This is a genomic window from Streptomyces sp. NBC_01198 (assembly GCF_036010485.1).
In the GTDB taxonomy this organism is placed as follows: domain Bacteria; phylum Actinomycetota; class Actinomycetes; order Streptomycetales; family Streptomycetaceae; genus Actinacidiphila.
In genome coordinates this window covers 6,370,001-6,388,179 of record NZ_CP108568.1, presented here as the reverse complement: position 1 = coordinate 6,388,179, position 18,179 = coordinate 6,370,001, and the positions used below count along the sequence as shown (strand labels likewise).

Here is an 18,179-nt window from a genome sequence, read left to right as displayed (position 1 = left end):
CCGTCCGGTCCCGGCAGGTACGCCAGGTGTCGGCGGCGGATACGCCCGTCGTCCCGTACGGGTACGTCCGGTGTGCCGGGAGTGCACCCGCCCGGCTCAGCGAAGATCGCAGAGACGCGCACACCGGCCCACCCGGACGACGTATCCTGCACGGACGCATTGATGCGAGCCGGCCGGCACGGCACCATCCCGCCCGCTCCCGGATCATGAGCTCGTCGAATATCCCCAGACCGCAAGACCGTCCCAGTTGCTGGGGCGGCGCCGTCATTCGACTGGAGTCGCACGTGGCCGGGCGTATCGAGGACTACGCACTCATCGGTGATATGCAGACCGCCGCACTGGTCTGCCGGGACGGCACGGTCGACTGGCTGTGCCTGCCCCGGTTCGACTCGCCCGCGGTCTTCGCCGGACTGCTGGGGACCGAGCAGCACGGTTTCTGGCGGCTGGGCCCCGCCCACCGCGGCAGCGAGGGGCCGCCGGCGGCGACACGCCGCCGCTACCGCGGCGACTCGCTGGTGCTGGAGTCCGAATGGGACACCCCGCGCGGCACCGTCCGGGTCATCGACTTCATGCCGCCGCGCGACGGCGCGCCGCAGGTGATCCGGATCGTGGAGGGGGTCAGCGGCCGGGTGCCGATGAGCTCCGCGCTGCGGATGCGGTTCGCCTACGGCCAGGTGGTCCCGTGGGTGCACAAGGTCGGCGACCGCGTCGTGGCGGTGGCCGGGCCCGACTCGGTCTGGCTGGACACCGAGGTCGACACGTACGGCAAGGACCTGACGACCTACTCCGAGTTCACCGTCGCGCCCGGCGACCGGATGGCCTTCACCATCAGCTGGGAGCCCTCGCACAAGCCGCAGCCCTCGCTGCCCGACCCGGAGGGGTCACTGACCGCGACCGAGGACTTCTGGCGGGCGTGGGTGGCCCAGTGCACCTACACCGGGCCCTACCGCGAGGCGGTGGTCCGCTCCCTGATCACCCTCAAGGCGCTCACCTACGGGCCCACCGGCGGCATCGTGGCGGCACCCACGACATCGTTGCCCGAGGACATCGGCGGGGTCCGCAACTGGGACTACCGCTTCACCTGGCTGCGCGACGCCGCCATCACCCTGTCCTCGCTGCTGCGCACCGGCTACCGCGAGGAGGCGCAGGCCTGGCGCGAGTGGCTGCTGCGGGCGGTGGCCGGCGACCCGGAGAACCTGCAGATCATGTACGGCATCGCCGGCGAGCGCGAGCTCGGCGAGAACGAGCTGCACTGGCTGCCCGGCTACGAGGGCTCCACCCCGGTACGGATCGGCAACGGGGCCGCGCACCAGCTCCAGCTGGACGTCTACGGCGAGGTCACCGAGGCGCTGCACCTGGGCCACATGACGGGCCTGGCCCGCAACGACTACGCCAGCCTGCTGCAGCTCAAGCTGATCCGCTACCTGGAGAAGCACTGGAACGAGCCCGACGAGGGCATCTGGGAGGTACGCGGCCCGCGCCGGCACTTCGTGCACTCCAAGGTGATGGCCTGGGTCGCGGTCGACCGCACGGTCAAGCTCATCGAGTCCGGCGAGGTCGACGGGCCGCTCGATCGGCTCAAGGACCTGCGCGACGAGATCCACTACGACGTGTGCGAGAAGGGCTACGACCGGGAGCGCAACACCTTCACGCAGTCGTACGGCTCGCGCGAGCTGGACGCCTCGCTGCTGCTCATCCCGCAGATGGGCTTCCTGCCGCCCGACGACAAGCGGGTCATCGGCACGATCGAGGCGATCCAGCGGGAGCTGTCCACCGAGGACGGCTTCGTGCTGCGCTACCCGACCTCAAGCACCGACACCAGCGGCGACGACAACCTCGACGGCCTGCCCGGCGACGAGGGCGCCTTCCTGGCCTGCTCCTTCTGGCTCGCCGACGACCTGGCCATGATCGGTCGGGTGGAGGAGGCCCGGCGCCTCTTCGAGAAGCTGCTCGCGCTGCGCAACGACCTGGGGCTGCTCGCCGAGGAGTGGGACCCGCGCCGCCAGCGCCAGGTCGGCAACTTCCCGCAGGCCTTCAGCCACGTCCCGCTGATCGACACGGCGCTGCGGCTCACGGCCGCGGGGGCTTTCCGCGGCTGACCAGCCCCTCCCGGCGCGCGGGTGGTCACCGGCCCGAAGGTTCACATGCTGCCGAGGCCGGACCACCGGCCCCTGGGGCTGGTCGCAGTGTGGCGATGGACCGCCACCACCCCAGGGGCGCGGGGAACTGCGCGACCAGCCCACCACCGGCGCGCGGGGTGCCACCGGGGCGGAGGGGCCCTCAGAAGCCACCGCGGCCAGCGAGTGGCTAGGGCTGGGTCAGTTCGTCGTAGACGGCGAGGACTTGGGCCACCGTGTCGTCCTCCGAGGGCCACGTGGCCGCCTGGGCGCGGCCGGCGATGGAGAGGGCGGCGCGGCGGTCCGGGTCGGAGAGCAGGGTGGTGACCGCGGTCGCGAGGGCCCGGGGGTCGCCGTAGGGGACCAGGACGGCCGCGTCCCCGACCAGCTCCCGCATGCCGCCGACATCCGTGGCGACCAGCGGTACACCCGCGTGCAGCGCTTCCTGGGCGATCAGCGCACGCGCCTCCCAGCGGCTGGGCAGCACCACCAGGTCGGCCGCGGCCAGCAGTTCGGGTACGTCGTCGCGGCTGCCGAGCAGCAGGACCGGCAACCGCCCGGCCTCGATGCGGCGTTCGAGCGCCGCCCGCTCCCCGCCCTCGCCGGCGACAGCCACCAGCGGTGCCGGGTCAAGCCCCGACCACAGTTCCGCGGCGTCCAGCAACAGGTCGTAGCCCTGCCGCGGTTCCAGCCTGCCGACCGCGAGCAGCAGCGGGCGGTCGATGGCCCCGTGGTCGGCCCTGGTCTTCTGCCGGTAGCGCTCGCCCTCCTCCGGGGGCCTGGGCGGCCGGCCCGGCGGCCGCGGCACGGCGGCAGGCGCGAGCCGCACGTCCCTGCCGCCCAGGCCGCGCGCCCGGTCGACCAGTTCGGAGGACACCCCGAGCACGACGGTGGCGGCGCGCACCGCCCGGCGTTCCAGCCAGCGCAGCAGCAGGCCGCGCCCGCCTTCGACGGGCGCGCCGCCGTGCCAGGTGACGACCAGTGGGATGCCGCGGCCGCCGAGCGCGACGGCCGCGAGGAAACCCGCCCACAGCCCGTGCGCATGCACCACGCCCGCCCCGTTGAAGGCGGCCCGCAGCGCCCCGACCACCGGCGCGTCGGCCGCGGTGGCCCGGCGGCGGCCCACGTCGATAGGCACGTAGCGGGCGCCGGTCGCCCCGAAGGCGTAGTCCGCCTCGGCGGCGACCGGACCGCAGACGGTCACCTCGACACCCCGCGCCACCAGCCCGCCGACCAGCGAACTGACATGCGCTCCCGCCGCCGTGCCCAGGACGTGCACGGCGTGCAGCTGCCCTGCGAAGGGGTCGGGGGTGCTGCTCACGCGGGGTACTGCTCCTGACTCGGGCCTGTGCTGCGGCGGATGCGGCCTGTCCAGGATGCCAGGCCGCGCGAGCGGCGGGGCCGCCGCGGGCGCGGTCCGCCCGGCTCACCCGCCTCCGGGATCACCCATACGGGTGTGCCAGCCGCCCCCAGGAGTCGACATGCCTTACCCCGGGGGCACCCCACAGCCGCTTGCCGGCGGAGATCCGGTCGCCCGCCACGGTCATCGCGACCAGCGCCGCAGCGTGCAGCACCAGCCCGGTCCTGCCGTTGGCCACGGCGATCGCGGAGCCGAGTGCCGCACCGAGCGCGTGGGCGCCGGCGTCGCCGAGCATCGTGCGCTCGCTCACGTCGTCGCGCAGCACCGCGGCCGCCGCTCCGACGGGCGCGGCGGCCAGCAGGGCGGCCGGGCCGCGGCGCAGCAGCCAGGGGGCGCCGACCGCGATCACCGCCTTGGCCGCGCGGCCGGGCCGCATGTCCACGAGGTTCACGGCGTGGGCCGTGCCCGCGATGACCACGGCGGTCAGCACCTGGTCGGCGGGGTCCGCCTTGAGCAGGGCGCCGGCGGCGAGCCCGGCGGCGCCGATGCCGAGCAACTTCACCACGCCCGAGGTGAAACGGCGTTCCCGCAGCGCCTTGAGGTGCGCGCCGAAGCCGCGTTCGGCCGGCGAGCCGTGCTGGTCGTCGTAGGCCCCGCAGGCGCCGGCCGCCAGTGCAGCGCCGACCGCGGCGAAGCGGGTACGCAGCGCCACCCCGCGGGCCGCGGCCACCGCCGTGGCCGCCCCGGCCGCCGCGGCGAGCCCGCCGTAGAGCTCGACCCCGCGCCCGGCGTAGTTCGTCCGGCGCCACATCCGCGCCTCGACCGGCGGCCTGCGCCGCAACTGCCCGTAGGCGACCCGGGTGGCCCCGGCCGCCGCCAGCCCGACGGACAGCCGCCCGCTCTGTGCCTTCACGTGTCCACTCCCCCGCTCACCCAACCGCTCACACCTGCCCAACCCCGCCCCGTCCCAACCGCGCGGAGCCGCCCCACCGGGGCGCGGGTACTGACCGCGCAGAAGCCGCGTACGGCCCGCGCCCGAAAGCGGAAACCCGACCGCCGGCCGGTGGCCGCGCACCCGGGGGCGCACCACCGTGACCGGGCTGAGGCGGGGCCTCAGCGGCTGGCGCGGGCCGTCGCGAGGAGTTCTTCCGCGTGGGCGCGGGCCAGTTCGGAGTCCTCCTGGCCCGCGAGCATGCGGGACAGCTCGCGGACGCGGGCCTCGCCCTCCAGGACGGTGACACCGCTGCGGGTGACCGAGCCGTCGTTCGTCTTCTCGACCAGGAGCTGGCGGTCGGCGAAGGCCGCGACCTGCGGGAGGTGGGTGACCACGACGACCTGCGCGGTGCGCGCCAGTCGCGCCAGGCGGCGGCCGACCTCGACCGCGGCCTTGCCGCCGACGCCCGCGTCGACCTCGTCGAAGAGATACGTGGGCACCGGATCGGACCCGGCGAAGACCACCTCGACGGCCAGCATCACCCGGGACAGCTCACCGCCGGAGGCACCCTTGGCGATGGGCCGGGCAGGACTGCCGGGGTGCGGGGCGAGCAGCAGCTCGACCTCGTCCGCACCGGCCGGGCCGTACGCGACGGCCCGGCCGTCGATCTCGATGCCGGACCCGGCGTCGGCGACCTCGGTCTGCCGGATGGCGACGGTGACCCGCGCGTGCGGCATCGCCAGTTCGGCCAGCTCCGTGGTGACGGCGGTGGCGAAGCGCTCGGCCGCCTCGGTCCTGAGGTCGGTGAGGTCCTGCCCGAGGGCGCTCAGCTCGGCACGCAGCGCGTCCCGCTCCGCGGTGAGTTCGGCGATGCGGTCGTCGTCGCCCTCCAGCTCGGCCAGCCGGGCACCGCTCTGCCCGGCCCAGGCGAGCACCGCGTCGATGTCGGTGCCGTACTTGCGTACGAGGTGGGCGAGCACCGCCCGGCGCTCCTCGACGGCGGCGAGCCGCCGCGGGTCGGCGTCCAGGTTGTCGGCGTAACCGGCGAGCTCGCCGGCCACGTCGCCGAGCAGGATGCCGATCTCGCCCAGCCGGGCGGCGAGCGCGGCCAGGTCGGGGTCGTGCGCCGCGACCGAGTCCAGGGCCCGCTGGGCGCCGGCGACCAGCGTGCCGGCCTCCACCGCCTCGGGGTCCTCGGGGTTGCCGGCGAGCGCCGCGTGCGCCAGGGTCGCCGCGGAGGCGAGCGCTTCCGCGTGCCCGAGGCGCTCGGCCTCGGCCGCGAGTTCGGCGTCCTCCCCCGGCAGCGGCTCGGCGGCGGCGACCTCCTCGACGCCGAAGCGCAGCAGGTCGGCCTCCTGGGCGCGTTCCCTGGCCCGGGTGGTCAGCTCGGACAGCTCGGTGCTGATCTCGCGCAGCCTGCGGTAGGCGGCACCGTACTTCTCCAGCGCCGCGACGACGGTGAATCCGGCGTAGCGGTCCAGGGCGTCGCGCTGCCTGGCAGGCCGCAGCAGGCCCTGCTGGTCGGTCTGGCCGTGCACGGCGACCAGGTCGTCGGCGAGCTCGCCGAGCAGCCCGATCGGGACGGTACGCCCGCCGAGGTGCGCCCGGGAGCGGCCCTCGGCCGACACCGTACGGCTGATGAGCAGCGCACCGTCGTCGAGTTCGGCGCCCGCCTCCTGGGCGCGGATCGCGGCGCGCGCGTCAGGCGCCATCGTTATCCGGCCTTCCACGACCGCGGAGCCGGCGCCGATCCGCACCAGGGCGGGGTCGGCCCGGCCGCCGAGCAGCAGGCCGAGGCTGGTCACCACCATGGTCTTGCCCGCACCGGTCTCACCGGTCACCGCCGTGAAGCCGGGTGACAGCTCCACCACGGCGTCCTCGATGACTCCCAGCGACCTGATCCGCATTTCCTCCAGCACGGATACGACCATACGAGGTTTCCCGGCCCCGGCGCGACGCCCGCCCCCCGGCAATGGTCTTTCGCTCAGCGGCGGGTCACGCCGGGGCGCCGCGCCAGCCGGCCACCGGGAGGGCGAACTTCGCCACCAGTCGGTCGGTGAAGGAGGCGTGGTGGAGCCGGGCCAGCCGGACCGGGACGGCGCCGCGCCTGACCTCGACCCTGGCGCCCGCGGGCAGTTCGACCGTGCGGCGGCCGTCGCACCACAGCACACCGTTGGGCGTCTCCGGCTGCACCTCGACGGCCAGCACCGAGCGCGGCGAGGTCACCAGCGGCTTGGCGAACAGCGCGTGCGCGCTGATCGGGACCATCAGCAGCGCCTCGACCTCCGGCCAGACGACGGGCCCGCCGGCGGAGAAGGCGTAGGCGGTGGAGCCGGTCGGGGTGGCGCAGACCACGCCGTCGCCGCCGAAGCGGGAGACGGGGCGGCCGTCGACCTCGGTGACGACTTCGAGCAGCCGTTCCCTGGACGCCTTCTCGACCGAGGCCTCGTTGAGCGCCCAGTCGGTGTGCACGATCCGGCCGTCGTTGCGCACCAGCACGTCGAGGGTCATCCGCTCCTCGACTTCGTACTCCCTGGTGACGACCCGGTCCACGACCTTGTCCAGGTCGTCGCGCTCGGCCTCGGCGAGGAAGCCGACCCGGCCGAGGTTGACGCCCAGCAGCGGCACACCCGACGCGCGGGCGAACTCCGCGCCGCGCAGCAGCGTCCCGTCGCCGCCCAGCACGATGATCAGCTCGCAGCCCTCGACCGCCTCGGGGCCGGCCTCGGTGACCTGCTCCACCTCCGCGGGCAGCGGCAGGTCGACGGCCTCGTCGGCGAGCAGCCGCACACCGATACCGCAGCGCAGCAGGCCCTGCACGACCCGCTCGGCGCTGCGGATCGCGGCAGCCCTGCCGGTGTGGGTGAGCAGGAAGACGGTACGGTCCTGCAGGTCGCTCTTGATGGTCACCGGTTCGGCCCCTCCGCCACAGCACGGTCGACATCGGCCGGGTCCAGCGCGGGCGCACCGGCGCGCAGCCACAGAAAATACTCCACGTTCCCCGAAGGCCCGGGCAGCGGGCTCGCGGTGACCCCGAGCACCCCGAGGCCGAGCTCCGCCGCCTGCCCGGCGACCTTCGTCACGCATTCGGCCCGCAACTGCGCGCTGCGGACCACCCCACCGCTGCCGAGCCGCTCCCTGCCGACCTCGAACTGCGGCTTGACCATCAGCACCAGGTCCGCGTCGGGCGTGGCGCACCGCACCAGGGCGGGCAGCACCAGGCCGAGCGGGATGAACGACAGGTCGCCGACGACCAGGCCGACCGGATCGCCGTCGATGTGGTCGAGGGTCAGCTCCCGCACGTTCGTGCGGTCCTCGACCACGACCCGGGGGTCGCTCTGCAGCGACCAGGCGAGCTGGCCGTAGCCGACGTCCACCGCGACCACCTGCGCGACGCCGGCCCGCAGCAGCACGTCGGTGAAGCCGCCGGTGGACGCGCCCGCGTCCAGTGCCCTGCGGCCTTCGACGTCCAGGCCCAGCGGCTGGAAGGCGGCCAGCGCCCCGGCCAGCTTGTGGCCGCCGCGCGACACGTAGTCCGGGCCGTCCCCGCCCTCGGCCACCACCAGGGCGGCCGAGGTCTCCACCTGCGTCGCCGGCTTGCTGGCGGTCGCGCCGCCCACGGTGACCCGGCCGGCGGCGATCAACTGGCTTGCGTGCTCGCGCGAGCGCGCGAGTTTCCGGCGCACCAGCTCGGCGTCGAGTCGGCGTCGTGCCACTGCCACGTACGGTTCAGCTCCTGTTCTCGTCCAGCGCGGCGAGCGCGTCCCGCAGCCCGCGGTGCACATCCTCGTACACCTCGATGTGCGACTGCGTCGGCAGGTCGTCGGCGTCGGCGAGGCGGCTCGTCGCCGTGTCGACGTCAGCATTCCCCGTCGGCGCGACCGTCACCCCCAGCGGCTCGGGGCGCGCGGGCGCGTCCGAGGGGTGCGCGGGCGCGGCCCCGTAGCCGGCCGCTTCCGCGGTGGTCTCACTCATCCCCGGTCCCGCCCGGGGAGGCGGTCTTCTTCGCGGCCGCCTTCTTCGCCGCGGCGGCGGTCTTCCTGGCCGGGCCGTTGGCGGCGGTCTTCTTCGCGGTGTCGGGCGTGGCGGCCGTCTTCCTGGCCGCGTCAGGTGCGGGGGCGGTCTTCTTCGCCGTGCCGTTCGCGGCGGGGGCCGTCTTCTTGGCGGCGTCGGGCGTGGCGGCGGTCTTCTTCGCCGCGCTATTGGTCGCGGGAGCTGTCTTCTTGGCCGCGTCAGGTGCGGGGGCGGTCTTCTTGGCCGCGCCGTTCGCGGCGGGGGCGGTCTTCTTGGCCGCGTCTGGCGCGGGAGCCGTCTTCTTCGCCGTGCCGGGCGTGTTGGCGGCCTTCTTCGCGGCCGCCTTCTTCACCGCCGCGGGCGTGGCGGTCGTCTTCTTCGCCGCGTCCGGAGTGGCCGCCGACTTCTTCGCCGCGGTCTTCTTGGTGGCGCCCGCGGCGCCTGCCGCACCTGCGGTGGCCGCAGCGCTCGCGGCAGCGGCCGTGTCCGGCGTGTCCGCGGTCTTCTTCGCCGCGGCCGGTGTGGCGGTCGTCTTCTTCGCCGCGGCCTTCTTCGGCGCGCCCGCCGTGGTGGTCCGCGTGGGGTTCGCGGTCGGCGTCGCCGGGGTCCGGTCGGGGGCCGGGGTCGCCGCGGCCTTCCTGGCCGCGGTCTTCTTCGTCGCCGTGGTCTTGTGCGCGGCCGCCGACTTCGTCGTGGTGGCCTTCTTCACGGCCGCGGTCTTACGGGCCGCGGGCGCCGCCTTCTTCCCCGCAGGGGCGGCGGACTTCTTGGCAGGCGGGGCCTTCTTCGCCGGCGGCGCCGTCTTCTTGGCGGACGCCTTGCGCGGCGGCGCGGCGGGGTCGGCCTCGACCCGTACGTGCTGAACCGGCGGCGGCTCGGACGGCGCCGCCTTGGGCTTCGCGGCAGCGGCGCCGGCCCCGGCCGCCGCACCCGCAGCCCCCGCGCCTTCCTCCTCGGTGTCGGTCGACTCCAGGTTGCGGATGCGGCGTTCGAGCGTCTCCAGCACGACGCCGACCTTCGTCACCTCGTCGGCGAGCCGGCCCACCCGGTTCAGCCCCTTGTCGACCTCCTCGCGGATCAGCCCGACCAGCAGGTCGCGGTTGGCCCGTCCGGTGGCCATCATCTCGTCGGCGAGGGTCTGCACCTCCGCGGGGATGGCGGACTCGATCTTCCGCTGGACGGCATCGACGTCGATACCGGTCTGGTCCAGCAGTTCCCTGGCCGCATCGACCGTACGGCGGCGGGTGGCCTCGGTCAGGCCGCCCGCGATCTGCAGACAGGTACGCAGCGCGTCCCGCATCGCTCTCACTCCTCGCCTCGCCGTTGACACATCGTTCACCCGGTGGACCGCGCGCGGACCCCCGTGGTCATGACGCTACCGCCTTCCGCCGCTGCGGCCCGTTGACGGAGCCTGCGGTACCGTCGTCCGGACGTACCGCTCGACCGGAAGACACCGCGCCGATGGCCACCCTCGAAGAGTGCCGTGCCGCACTCGACCAACTGTCGCGGAACATGGCGAAGGCGGCGGACGACACGCGTGCCGCCACCGCCCTGGACCGTTCGCTGAGCTGCCGGATCACCGATCTGGACGTCACCTTCGTGGGGCGGCTCGCCGACAGCACGATCACCGATGTCGTCACCGTGCCTGGCACGCCGCCCGACAAGGCGCAGATCCGGCTGGCCATGTCCGGCGACGACCTGGTGGCGATGGTCGGCGGCGAGCTGAACTTCGCCAAGGCGTGGGGCAGCGGGCGGGTCAAGGTGCAGGCGTCGCTGCGGGATGTGATCCGGCTGCGCTCGCTGCTGTGATCCCGCCGGTGCGGACGGTCCTGACGGGCCGCCGTGCGGCGGGCATCGCCAGCGGCGTACCGCTTTCGGGGTCCTCGATGGTCCGGCGGCGCACCGGGTAGTAGCGGTGTCTGCCGGGCCGGCGCCATCGCGTTGCCGCTGCCCGCTGGTCAGTTCGTCCACCGGCGCGGCGACGGTGACGCCGTCAGGTGCCGCCGAACTCTCCGGGAGCAGCCCGAGAGTCCTGGCCATCGACTTGGCCGGCCGCGTGCCGGTCACCCGCCGTCCAGCAGCGCCTCCTGCCCCGCGCGGGCTTGACCAGCCGGGCCGACGCGCACAGAAATGTCGACTTGCCGCATGTGCTGGGTCCGACGACCACGGTGAAGGTGTGGTCCGGTAAGTCGACATCGGCTTTTCCGTGACGACGCGCTGGTCGAATCCAAGGGTGTCCGCGTCGGCTCCCAGTCGCGGTCCTCCAGTCGACGTGTCGGCATTACGGGTGGTCAGGCCGGCGCTCCCGGGAAGGTCGTCGAGTGGAGATGTCGGCTCGCCGATCGGCGGACGTTAGGTTAGCCTAACCTTGGTAACTCACCCCCCGAGCAGAGCGGCGCTCCACCATGCAGACCTTCTCCTGCGCCAAGTACGCCGGCCGTGCGAAGAAGGTGAGCTGAGGCCATGTCCACGCCCACCTACGACTTCTTCCGGGCCACCGTGCTGCGCACGCACCGGCTGTCCGCCGGGCTGCTGCGGGTCGTGCTCGGCGGCCCCGGCCTCGACGCGGTCGCCAGCGGCGGCCGGGACCAGCGGCTCAAGCTCTTCCTGCCGCAGGAAGGGCAGGACGAGCCGGTACTGCCCGAGGTGCTTGACGCCGACTGGTACGCGGGCTGGCGGGCCCTCGATCCCGAGGTGCGCGGCATCATGCGCACGTACACGATCCGGGACGTGCGGCGGGAACGCGGCCGCGAACCCGCCGAGCTCGACATCGACTTCGCCCTGCACGGCGACCTCGGGCCCGCCTCCCGGTGGGCGAACCGGGCCGTGCCTGGCGACCGGCTCACCCTCCTGGCACCCGTCGTGCCCGACAACGGCGGAGTCGACTTCCGGCCGCCGGCCGGCACGGACTGGGTTCTGCTGTGCGCCGACGAGACGGCGGTGCCCGCCGTCGCCGCCATCCTGGAGTGGCTGCCGGCCGGCACGGTGGTCAAGGCGTGGATCTCGGTCGGCTCCCCCGAGGACCGCATCGAGCTCCCCACGAAGTGCCAGGCCGAGGTCAGCTGGCTGACCCGGCCCGGGGCCTTGCCCGCGGCTGTCGCCGCCGCGCTGTTCCCGGCGGGGGCGCCGTACGCGTGGGTGGCCGGGGAGGCCGGTGTCGTCCGCGAGGTGCGGCGGCACCTGGTCGGTGCCCGCGCGTTCGCCCCGGGTGCCGTCACCTTCGCCGGCTACTGGCGCCGGGGTGCGTCCGAGGACGCGCTTCTCCCGGTGACCTGATCCTTCCCCCGGCCGCCCGGGTTGCGCCCCTGCGGTGGGCGTTCCTGTTCCGGTGCGTCGTGGCTTGGCGCGCAGTTCCCCACGCCCCTGAGGAGTTGCCCCTTGCGGTGGGCGTCCCCGTTGCGGTGGGTCGTGGCTTGGCGCGCAGTTCCCCCCGCCCCGGGCCCTCTGCCGAAGAGGGCACCCCCCCCAGGGGAGCGGCCGCGCGGCGCAGGTGCGGCGTGCGGGCGGGGTTGGTTAGAGGTTGAGGTGGGAGAGGGGGGTGGTGGGGTCGAGGTCGGGGTGGGACCAGGCTGCGGCGCAGAGGGCGCGGAGGCCGTCGAGGGGGTCGCCGGAGCCGGCGAGGTCGAGCTCGTCGCCCGCCGGGCCGCAGGTCCAACCGCCGCAGCGGGCGCGGGAGTCCTCCCAGGTGACGGCCGGGTGGGGGGTGAGCAGCCCCCGCAGGTCGGCGGCGACGTAGGTCGGCCGGTGCTGCGGCTCGGCCGCGAGCAGCTGGGACGCCGTCGTGACCCCGGTCAGGACGAGCAGCGAGTCGACCCCGCCTTCGTGCGCGCCCTCGATGTCCGTGTCGAGCCGGTCCCCCACGACCAGGGGGCGCTGAGCCCCCGTCCTGAGCACCGTCTCCCGGTGCATCGGCGGCAGCGGCTTGCCCGCCACCCGCGGCGTGGCGCCGGTGGCGATCCGTACCACCTCGACCGCCGCACCGTTCCCCGGCGCGATGCCGCGGGCCGTCGGGATCGTGCGGTCGGTGTTGGAGGCGAACCACGGCACCCCGGCGTTCACCGCGAAGGTCACCTCCGCGAGCTGCGACCACCGCAGCTCGGGTCCGTAGCCCTGCACGGCCGCCGCGGGCGCGTCGTCGGCGGACTCCACCGGCTGGAGGCCGCGTTCGCGCAGCGCCGCGAAAAGGCCCTCGCCGCCGACCGCGAGGACTTTCGACCCGGCCGGCACATGGTCGGCGATGAGCCGGGCGACGGCCTGCGCCGAGGTGATGACATCCTCCGCCCCGGCCGGCACGCCGAGCCGGCTGAGGTGTTCCGCCACCGTCTGCGGCGTACGGGCCGCGTTGTTGGTGACGTACGCGAGCCGCATGCCGTCGGAGCGCGCGGCGGCGAGCGAGTCGGCGGCGTGCGCGATGGCGTCGCCGCCGGCGTAGACGACACCGTCCAGGTCCAGCAGCGCCGTGTCGTACGCGGTGTCCAGCGGCTTCTCGCTGCCGCTCGGACTGGTCCGGTGGGTCATGGGCGTGCTCGCTCCTCGCAGGTCGTCGTCTCCTCGATCATGCCCCATCCGCACCGCCGGACGTACCATGCGCTGATGAGCATTCCCGGTCCCCACCCCGGACCCGACTCCGGACCACACCCCGGTCCTGACCACGAGCAGGGCTTGCGCCTGACCCCTTTCCGCGGCCTGCGGTACGTCGCCGCGCGCGTCGGCAGCCTCGCGGCGGTCACGTCGCCGCCCTACGACGTCGTCGTGCGGCCGGACGGCCAGCGCCACCTGGAGACGGCCGACCCGTACAACGTCGTCCGCCTGATCCTTCCCGACGCCGAGACGCCGGAGGCCCGGCACGGCAAGGCCGCCCGCACCCTCGCCGAGTGGCGGGACAAGGGCGTGCTCGCCGCCGACCGGGACCCCGCGCTCTACGTCTACGAGCAGCGCGACGGCGACCACCTGCAGCGCGGCGTCATCGGCGCCCTGCGGCTCACCCCGCCGGAGGACGGCGTCGTGCTGCCGCACGAGGACGTGATGCCGGGCCCGGTCGCCGACCGCGCGGCGCTGATGCGGGCCACCCGCGCCAACCTCGAACCCCTGCTGCTCGCCTACCGCGACGGTGACGTGACCGCCGCCCTCATCGAGCACACCGCGGGCACCCGCGAGCCGCTGCTCGACACGACGACCGAGGACGGCGTCGCCCACCGTCTGTGGTCGCTCACCGACCCGACCGAGGTCGCGGCGATCGGCGCCGACCTGGCCGGCCGCCAGGCCCTGATCGCCGACGGACACCACCGCTGGGCCACCTACCGCAGGCTCCAGGCCGGGCACCCGCCGGGCACCGGGTGGGACTACGGGCTGGTGCTGCTGGTCGACACCTCCCGCCACCCGCTGCGGGTCCGCGCCATCCACCGCGTCCTGCAACGCCTGCCGCTCGACCGCGCCCTGAAGGCCGCCCGCCCGTTCTTCCGGGTCCGCGAGCTGCCCGGCCACCCCCTCGACACCGCCCTCGGCGCCCTGGCCGGCGCGGCGGACGCCGGCAACGCCTTCCTGCTCGCCGGGGACAGCGGCTTATACCTCCTGGACCGCCCGGACCCCGGCGCGCTCGACCGCTGCGTGCCCGCGGACCGCCCGGCGCAATGGCGACGCCTGGACGCGACCGTCCTGCACACCCTGCTGCTCGACCAGGTCTGGCGGATCCCCGACTCGCCCGACGACATCCGCTACATCCACGCGGCCGACGACGCCGTCGAGCAGGCGCTGCGGCACGGCGGCACGGCGGTGCTGATGCACCCGGTACGCGAACACGTGGTGCGCGACCTGGCCCGGCAGGGCGTAATGATGCCGCGGAAGTCGACATCCTTCGGACCGAAACCGGCCAGCGGGCTGGTCATGCGGAGCCTGGACCTGGACTGACGCGCGCGCGACGGCACGAAAAAGAGGGAGGCACCCGCGGTGTGCGGGTGCCTCCCTCTCTCGTGAATCGACGGGCTAGTCGTCGCCCGCCGCGGGCTCGCGGAAGGGCGAGGCCAGGAACGAGGCCGGGTCGGCCTCGTCGGTCAGGTCGGCGTCCTTGTCCTTGCCTGCCGTGCTGTCGTCGTCGGTGACGACGACGGCGACGGTCTCGTCCGGCTCGTCGGGGTCCGCCTCATCGGCGTCGTCCGCGTCATCCGCGGCTTCCGCGTCGTCCGCGGCTTCCGCCTGGCCGGCGTCATCCGCGTCATCCGCCTCGTCGGCCTCGTCGGCGTCCTCGAAGGCGTCGACGAACTCCACGCCGTCGAGCTGCGCGAGGCGGTCGGAGGCGTCGGTGGTGCCGTTCTGGTCGGCCTCCAGCGCCTTCGCGAACCACTCGCGCGCCTCGGGCTCCCGGCCCACGGCCAGCAGTGCGTCGGCGTACGCGTACCGCAGCCGCGCGGTCCACGGGTGCACGGCGCTGGACGCCAGCTCCGAGCTCTGCAGCGTCACCACCGCCGCCTCGGCCTGGCCCATGTCCTGCCGGGCGCCGGCGGCCACCAGGCGCATCTCGACCTGGCCCGCCTTGTCGAGCTTCTGCACCTCGGGCGCGCCCGCCATCTCCAGCGCGCGCTCGGGCCGGCCGAGGCCGCGCTCGCAGTCGGCCATCACGGGCCACAGGTCGACCGTGCCGGTCATCCGCCGGGTGGCCCGGAACTCGGCCAGCGCCTCGGCGTAGCGCTCGCTGGCGTACGAGGCGAAGCCCGCCGCCTCCCTGACTGCCGCGACACGCGAGGCCAGCCGCAGGGCGATCCGCGAGTACGCGTACGCCTGCTCGGGCTCCTCGTCCAGCAGCCGCGCCACCATGACCAGGTTGCGCGCCACGTCGTCGGCGAGCGTCTTGGGCAGGCTCATCAGCTCCTGGCGCACGCTCGGGTCGATCTCGTGGCCGGTGACCTCGTCGGGGATGGGCAGCCGGCGCACCGGCTCCCGCTCCTCGCGGCGGTCGTCCCTGCCACCGCGGTTCTCGAACCGCCCGCGCCCTTCGACGGCGGGCCTGCGGCCGTAACCGCGGTCGTCACGGGACCGGTCGTCCTCACGACGCGGACCGCGCGGACGCTCGTCCCGGCGGTCGTCACGGGGACGGTCGTAACGCGGCCTGTCGTCACGGGCCGGACGGTCATCGCGGGGCCGGTCGTCACGACGGAAGCCGCCCCGGTCGTCCTCGCGGCGCGGCCCACGGGGGCGGTCGTCATGCGGTCGGTCGTCACGGGGGCGGTCGTAGCGCGGTCGGTCGTCACGGGCCGGACGGTCATCGCGGGGACGGTCGTAACGCGGCCTGTCATCGCGCGGACCGTCGTAGCGGGGACGCTCGTCCCTCGGCCGGTCATGGCTCGGGCGGTCGTCGCGGGGACGGTCGTAGCGCGGGCGATCGTCACGCGGACCGTTGAAACGCGGCCGGTCGCCACCAGGCCGGTCGTCACGGCGGAAGCCGCCACCGCCACCGCCGGGACGGTCACCGTCACGACGCGGACCACGCGGCCGGTCATCACGCCGATCGTCGTAACGAGGACGGTCACCACCCGGACGGTCATCACGCGGACGGTCGTAGCGGGGACGGTCATCACGCGGACCGTTGAAACGCGGCCGGTCGCCACCGGGACGGTCATCACGCGGACCGTTGAAACGGGGACGGTCACCACCAGGACGGTCGTCACGGCGGAAGCCGCCACCACCACCGGGACGGTCACCCTCACGACGCGGACCACGCGGACGATCGTCACGCCGATCGTCGTAACGAGGACGGTCACCACCCGGACGGTCATCACGCGGGCCGTTGAAGCGCGGCCGGTCGCCGCCGGGACGGTCGTCACGGCGGAAGCCACCGCCGCCGGCCGGACGGTCGTAACGGGGGCGGTCGCCACCGCGGAAACCGCCACCTGTCGGGCGGTCGTCGCGGCGGAAGCCGCCACCACTGCCACCGCCGGGGCGGTCGCCCTCGCGACGCGGACCACGCGGACGGTCGTCACGCCGGTCGTCACGGGGGCGGTCGTCACGGGGGCGGTCGTCACGTCGGTCATCGCGGCGGAAGCCGCCACCGCTGGGGCGGTCGCCGTCCCTGCGCGGGCCACCACTGCGGTAACCCCCGCGGTCGCCACCGCCGCTCGGGCGCGAGTCCCGGCGTTCGGGACGCTCGGGCCGGTCTTCAGGCGAGTTGGACATCGACGTGACTCCTCGAATCGTGCTGCTGTAGTACAAGGCTCCCGTGATCACGGGGAAGCTGCGCTTGGCGAGCGCTCATGCAAAAAGACCCCTGGTCCTAGCGCTGAGGCCAGGACCAGGGGTCTGGAAAGATTGTTCGGCGGTGTCCTACTCTCCCACAGGGTCCCCCCTGCAGTACCATCGGCGCTGAAAGGCTTAGCTTCCGGGTTCGGAATGTGACCGGGCGTTTCCCTAACGCTATGACCACCGAAACGCTATCGGGTCGGCCCCGCCGCGCCGGCGGGACCTCGACAGAGTCCAAGCGAACAAGCACACTTTTCAGTTAGTGGATCTGTTCACCGGTGCGACTGTTCGCAACCCGGGAACCAAACAGTGGACGCGAGCAAATGAGGACAAGCCCTCGGCCTATTAGTACCGGTCAGCTCCACCCCTTACAGGGCTTCCACATCCGGCCTATCAACCCAGTCGTCTACTGGGAGCCTTACCCCATCAAGTGGGTGGGAGCCCTCATCTCGAAGCAGGCTTCCCGCTTAGATGCTTTCAGCGGTTATCCCTCCCGAACGTAGCCAACCAGCCATGCCCTTGGCAGGACAACTGGCACACCAGAGGTTCGTCCGTCCCGGTCCTCTCGTACTAGGGACAGCCCTTCTCAAGACTCCTACGCGCGCAGCGGATAGGGACCGAACTGTCTCACGACGTTCTAAACCCAGCTCGCGTACCGCTTTAATGGGCGAACAGCCCAACCCTTGGGACCGACTCCAGCCCCAGGATGCGACGAGCCGACATCGAGGTGCCAAACCATCCCGTCGATATGGACTCTTGGGGAAGATCAGCCTGTTATCCCCGGGGTACCTTTTATCCGTTGAGCGACGGCGCTTCCACAAGCCACCGCCGGATCACTAGTCCCTACTTTCGTACCTGCTCGACCCGTCAGTCTCACAGTCAAGCTCCCTTGTGCACTTACACTCAACACCTGATTGCCAACCAGGCTGAGGGAACCTTTGGGCGCCTCCGTTACCCTTTAGGAGGCAACCGCCCCAGTTAAACTACCCACCAGACACTGTCCCTGATCCGGATCACGGACCGAGGTTAGACATCCAGCACGACCAGAGTGGTATTTCAACGACGACTCCCCCCAAGCTGGCGCTTGGAGTTCACAGTCTCCCACCTATCCTACACAAGCCGAACCGAACACCAATATCAAGCTATAGTAAAGGTCCCGGGGTCTTTCCGTCCTGCTGCGCGAAACGAGCATCTTTACTCGTAGTGCAATTTCACCGGGCCTATGGTTGAGACAGTCGAGAAGTCGTTACGCCATTCGTGCAGGTCGGAACTTACCCGACAAGGAATTTCGCTACCTTAGGATGGTTATAGTTACCACCGCCGTTTACTGGCGCTTAAGTTCTCAGCTTCGCCACACCAAAATGTGACTAACCGGTCCCCTTAACGTTCCAGCACCGGGCAGGCGTCAGTCCGTATACATCGCCTTACGGCTTCGCACGGACCTGTGTTTTTAGTAAACAGTCGCTTCTCGCTGGTCTCTGCGGCCACACCCAGCTCACCAAGTAAATCGGATCACCAGACATGG

General features: G+C 73.1%; 14 protein-coding genes, 2 rRNA genes and 1 pseudogene (1 of these 17 cut by a window edge). 4 read left to right on the top strand and 13 right to left on the bottom strand.

Annotated features, from left to right (window positions below; translation table 11 throughout):
- The first annotated feature begins 206 nt into the window (after positions 1-206).
- Positions 207-2,099: a glycoside hydrolase family 15 protein gene (locus OG702_RS28375; protein ID WP_442814566.1), complete on the top strand. Its 1,893-nt coding sequence runs from the start codon at positions 207-209 to the stop codon at positions 2,097-2,099.
- Between the two features lie 208 nt (positions 2,100-2,307).
- On the opposite strand, the gene OG702_RS28370 is transcribed toward OG702_RS28375, so the two are convergent.
- From OG702_RS28370 to OG702_RS28340, 7 genes are all read right to left on the bottom strand, one after another.
- Positions 2,308-3,438 (bottom strand): glycosyltransferase family 4 protein, encoded by a 1,131-nt coding sequence (locus OG702_RS28370; protein WP_327291778.1) that lies wholly within the window; start codon positions 3,436-3,438, stop codon positions 2,308-2,310.
- A gap of 121 nt (positions 3,439-3,559) precedes the next feature.
- Positions 3,560-4,390 carry a hypothetical protein gene (locus OG702_RS28365; RefSeq protein ID WP_327291777.1) on the bottom strand — a complete coding sequence of 277 codons (831 nt, stop codon included), beginning with the start codon at positions 4,388-4,390 and terminating at the stop codon, positions 3,560-3,562.
- Between the two features lie 200 nt (positions 4,391-4,590).
- Positions 4,591-6,342, bottom strand: a complete 1,752-nt coding sequence (gene recN / locus OG702_RS28360; protein WP_327291776.1) for a DNA repair protein RecN — start codon at positions 6,340-6,342, stop codon at positions 4,591-4,593.
- 64 nt (positions 6,343-6,406) lie between these two features.
- The gene (locus tag OG702_RS28355; protein WP_442814741.1) at positions 6,407-7,303 is read right to left on the bottom strand and encodes an NAD kinase; all 897 of its coding nucleotides are present in this window, start codon (positions 7,301-7,303) and stop codon (positions 6,407-6,409) included.
- Between the two features lie 14 nt (positions 7,304-7,317).
- Entirely contained in the window at positions 7,318-8,127 is an 810-nt protein-coding gene (locus OG702_RS28350; RefSeq protein ID WP_327293410.1) for a TlyA family RNA methyltransferase, read from the bottom strand.
- Between the two features lie 13 nt (positions 8,128-8,140).
- Positions 8,141-8,386, bottom strand: a complete 246-nt coding sequence (locus OG702_RS28345) for a hypothetical protein (protein WP_327291774.1) — start codon at positions 8,384-8,386, stop codon at positions 8,141-8,143.
- A complete protein-coding gene (locus OG702_RS28340; RefSeq protein WP_327291773.1) occupies positions 8,379-9,725 on the bottom strand; it encodes a hypothetical protein in 1,347 nt (448 codons plus the stop codon). The genes OG702_RS28345 and OG702_RS28340 overlap by 8 nt, the downstream gene beginning before the upstream one ends.
- A 161-nt stretch (positions 9,726-9,886) precedes the next feature.
- On the opposite strand from OG702_RS28340, the gene OG702_RS28335 reads away from it, so the two are divergent.
- A complete protein-coding gene (locus tag OG702_RS28335) occupies positions 9,887-10,234 on the top strand; it encodes an SCP2 sterol-binding domain-containing protein (protein WP_327291772.1) in 348 nt (115 codons plus the stop codon).
- Positions 10,235-10,402: 168 nt separating this feature from the next.
- Here the strand turns inward: OG702_RS28335 and OG702_RS35565 are convergent.
- Positions 10,403-10,720 (bottom strand): annotated as a pseudogene (locus tag OG702_RS35565) (ATP-binding cassette domain-containing protein); the annotation flags it as partial.
- A 168-nt stretch (positions 10,721-10,888) separates the two neighbouring features.
- Between OG702_RS35565 and OG702_RS28330 the strand changes: the two are divergent.
- Positions 10,889-11,701, top strand: coding sequence for a siderophore-interacting protein (locus OG702_RS28330; RefSeq protein WP_327291771.1), 813 nt, complete (start codon positions 10,889-10,891; stop codon positions 11,699-11,701).
- 237 nt (positions 11,702-11,938) lie between these two features.
- On the opposite strand, the gene OG702_RS28325 is transcribed toward OG702_RS28330, so the two are convergent.
- Positions 11,939-12,943 carry an HAD-IIA family hydrolase gene (locus OG702_RS28325; protein ID WP_327291770.1) on the bottom strand — a complete coding sequence of 335 codons (1,005 nt, stop codon included), beginning with the start codon at positions 12,941-12,943 and terminating at the stop codon, positions 11,939-11,941.
- A gap of 75 nt (positions 12,944-13,018) precedes the next feature.
- Between OG702_RS28325 and OG702_RS28320 the strand changes: the two genes are divergently transcribed.
- Complete coding sequence (locus OG702_RS28320) at positions 13,019-14,332, top strand: DUF1015 domain-containing protein (RefSeq protein ID WP_327291769.1); 1,314 nt, start codon at positions 13,019-13,021, stop codon at positions 14,330-14,332.
- 75 nt (positions 14,333-14,407) lie between these two features.
- On the opposite strand, the gene OG702_RS28315 is transcribed toward OG702_RS28320, so the two are convergent.
- The 4 genes from OG702_RS28315 to OG702_RS28300 form a co-directional block, all read right to left on the bottom strand.
- A complete protein-coding gene (locus OG702_RS28315; RefSeq protein ID WP_327293409.1) occupies positions 14,408-15,298 on the bottom strand; it encodes a hypothetical protein in 891 nt (296 codons plus the stop codon).
- Positions 15,283-16,449 carry a hypothetical protein gene (locus OG702_RS28310; protein WP_327291768.1) on the bottom strand — a complete coding sequence of 389 codons (1,167 nt, stop codon included), beginning with the start codon at positions 16,447-16,449 and terminating at the stop codon, positions 15,283-15,285. Before OG702_RS28310 ends, OG702_RS28315 begins: the two co-directional genes overlap by 16 nt.
- 276 nt (positions 16,450-16,725) lie before the next feature.
- A 5S ribosomal RNA gene (rrf, locus tag OG702_RS28305) occupies positions 16,726-16,842 on the bottom strand.
- A 137-nt stretch (positions 16,843-16,979) separates the two neighbouring features.
- Positions 16,980-18,179 (bottom strand): 23S ribosomal RNA (locus OG702_RS28300); it runs 1,925 nt beyond the window's last position.

Coding starts and splice junctions, on each gene's coding strand:
- OG702_RS28325 (WP_327291770.1), bottom strand. CDS start 12,943: ATGACCCACCGGACCAGTCCGAGCGGCAGCGAGAAGCCGCTGGACACC.
- OG702_RS28345 (WP_327291774.1), bottom strand. CDS start 8,386: ATGAGTGAGACCACCGCGGAAGCGGCCGGCTACGGGGCCGCGCCCGCG.
- OG702_RS28340 (WP_327291773.1), bottom strand. CDS start 9,725: ATGCGGGACGCGCTGCGTACCTGTCTGCAGATCGCGGGCGGCCTGACC.
- OG702_RS28335 (WP_327291772.1), top strand. CDS start 9,887: ATGGCCACCCTCGAAGAGTGCCGTGCCGCACTCGACCAACTGTCGCGG.
- OG702_RS28320 (WP_327291769.1), top strand. CDS start 13,019: ATGAGCATTCCCGGTCCCCACCCCGGACCCGACTCCGGACCACACCCC.
- OG702_RS28310 (WP_327291768.1), bottom strand. CDS start 16,449: ATGACCGACGTGACGACCGCCCCCGTGACGACCGCCCCCGTGACGACC.
- recN (WP_327291776.1), bottom strand. CDS start 6,342: ATGGTCGTATCCGTGCTGGAGGAAATGCGGATCAGGTCGCTGGGAGTC.
- OG702_RS28330 (WP_327291771.1), top strand. CDS start 10,889: ATGTCCACGCCCACCTACGACTTCTTCCGGGCCACCGTGCTGCGCACG.
- OG702_RS28375 (WP_442814566.1), top strand. CDS start 207: ATGAGCTCGTCGAATATCCCCAGACCGCAAGACCGTCCCAGTTGCTGG.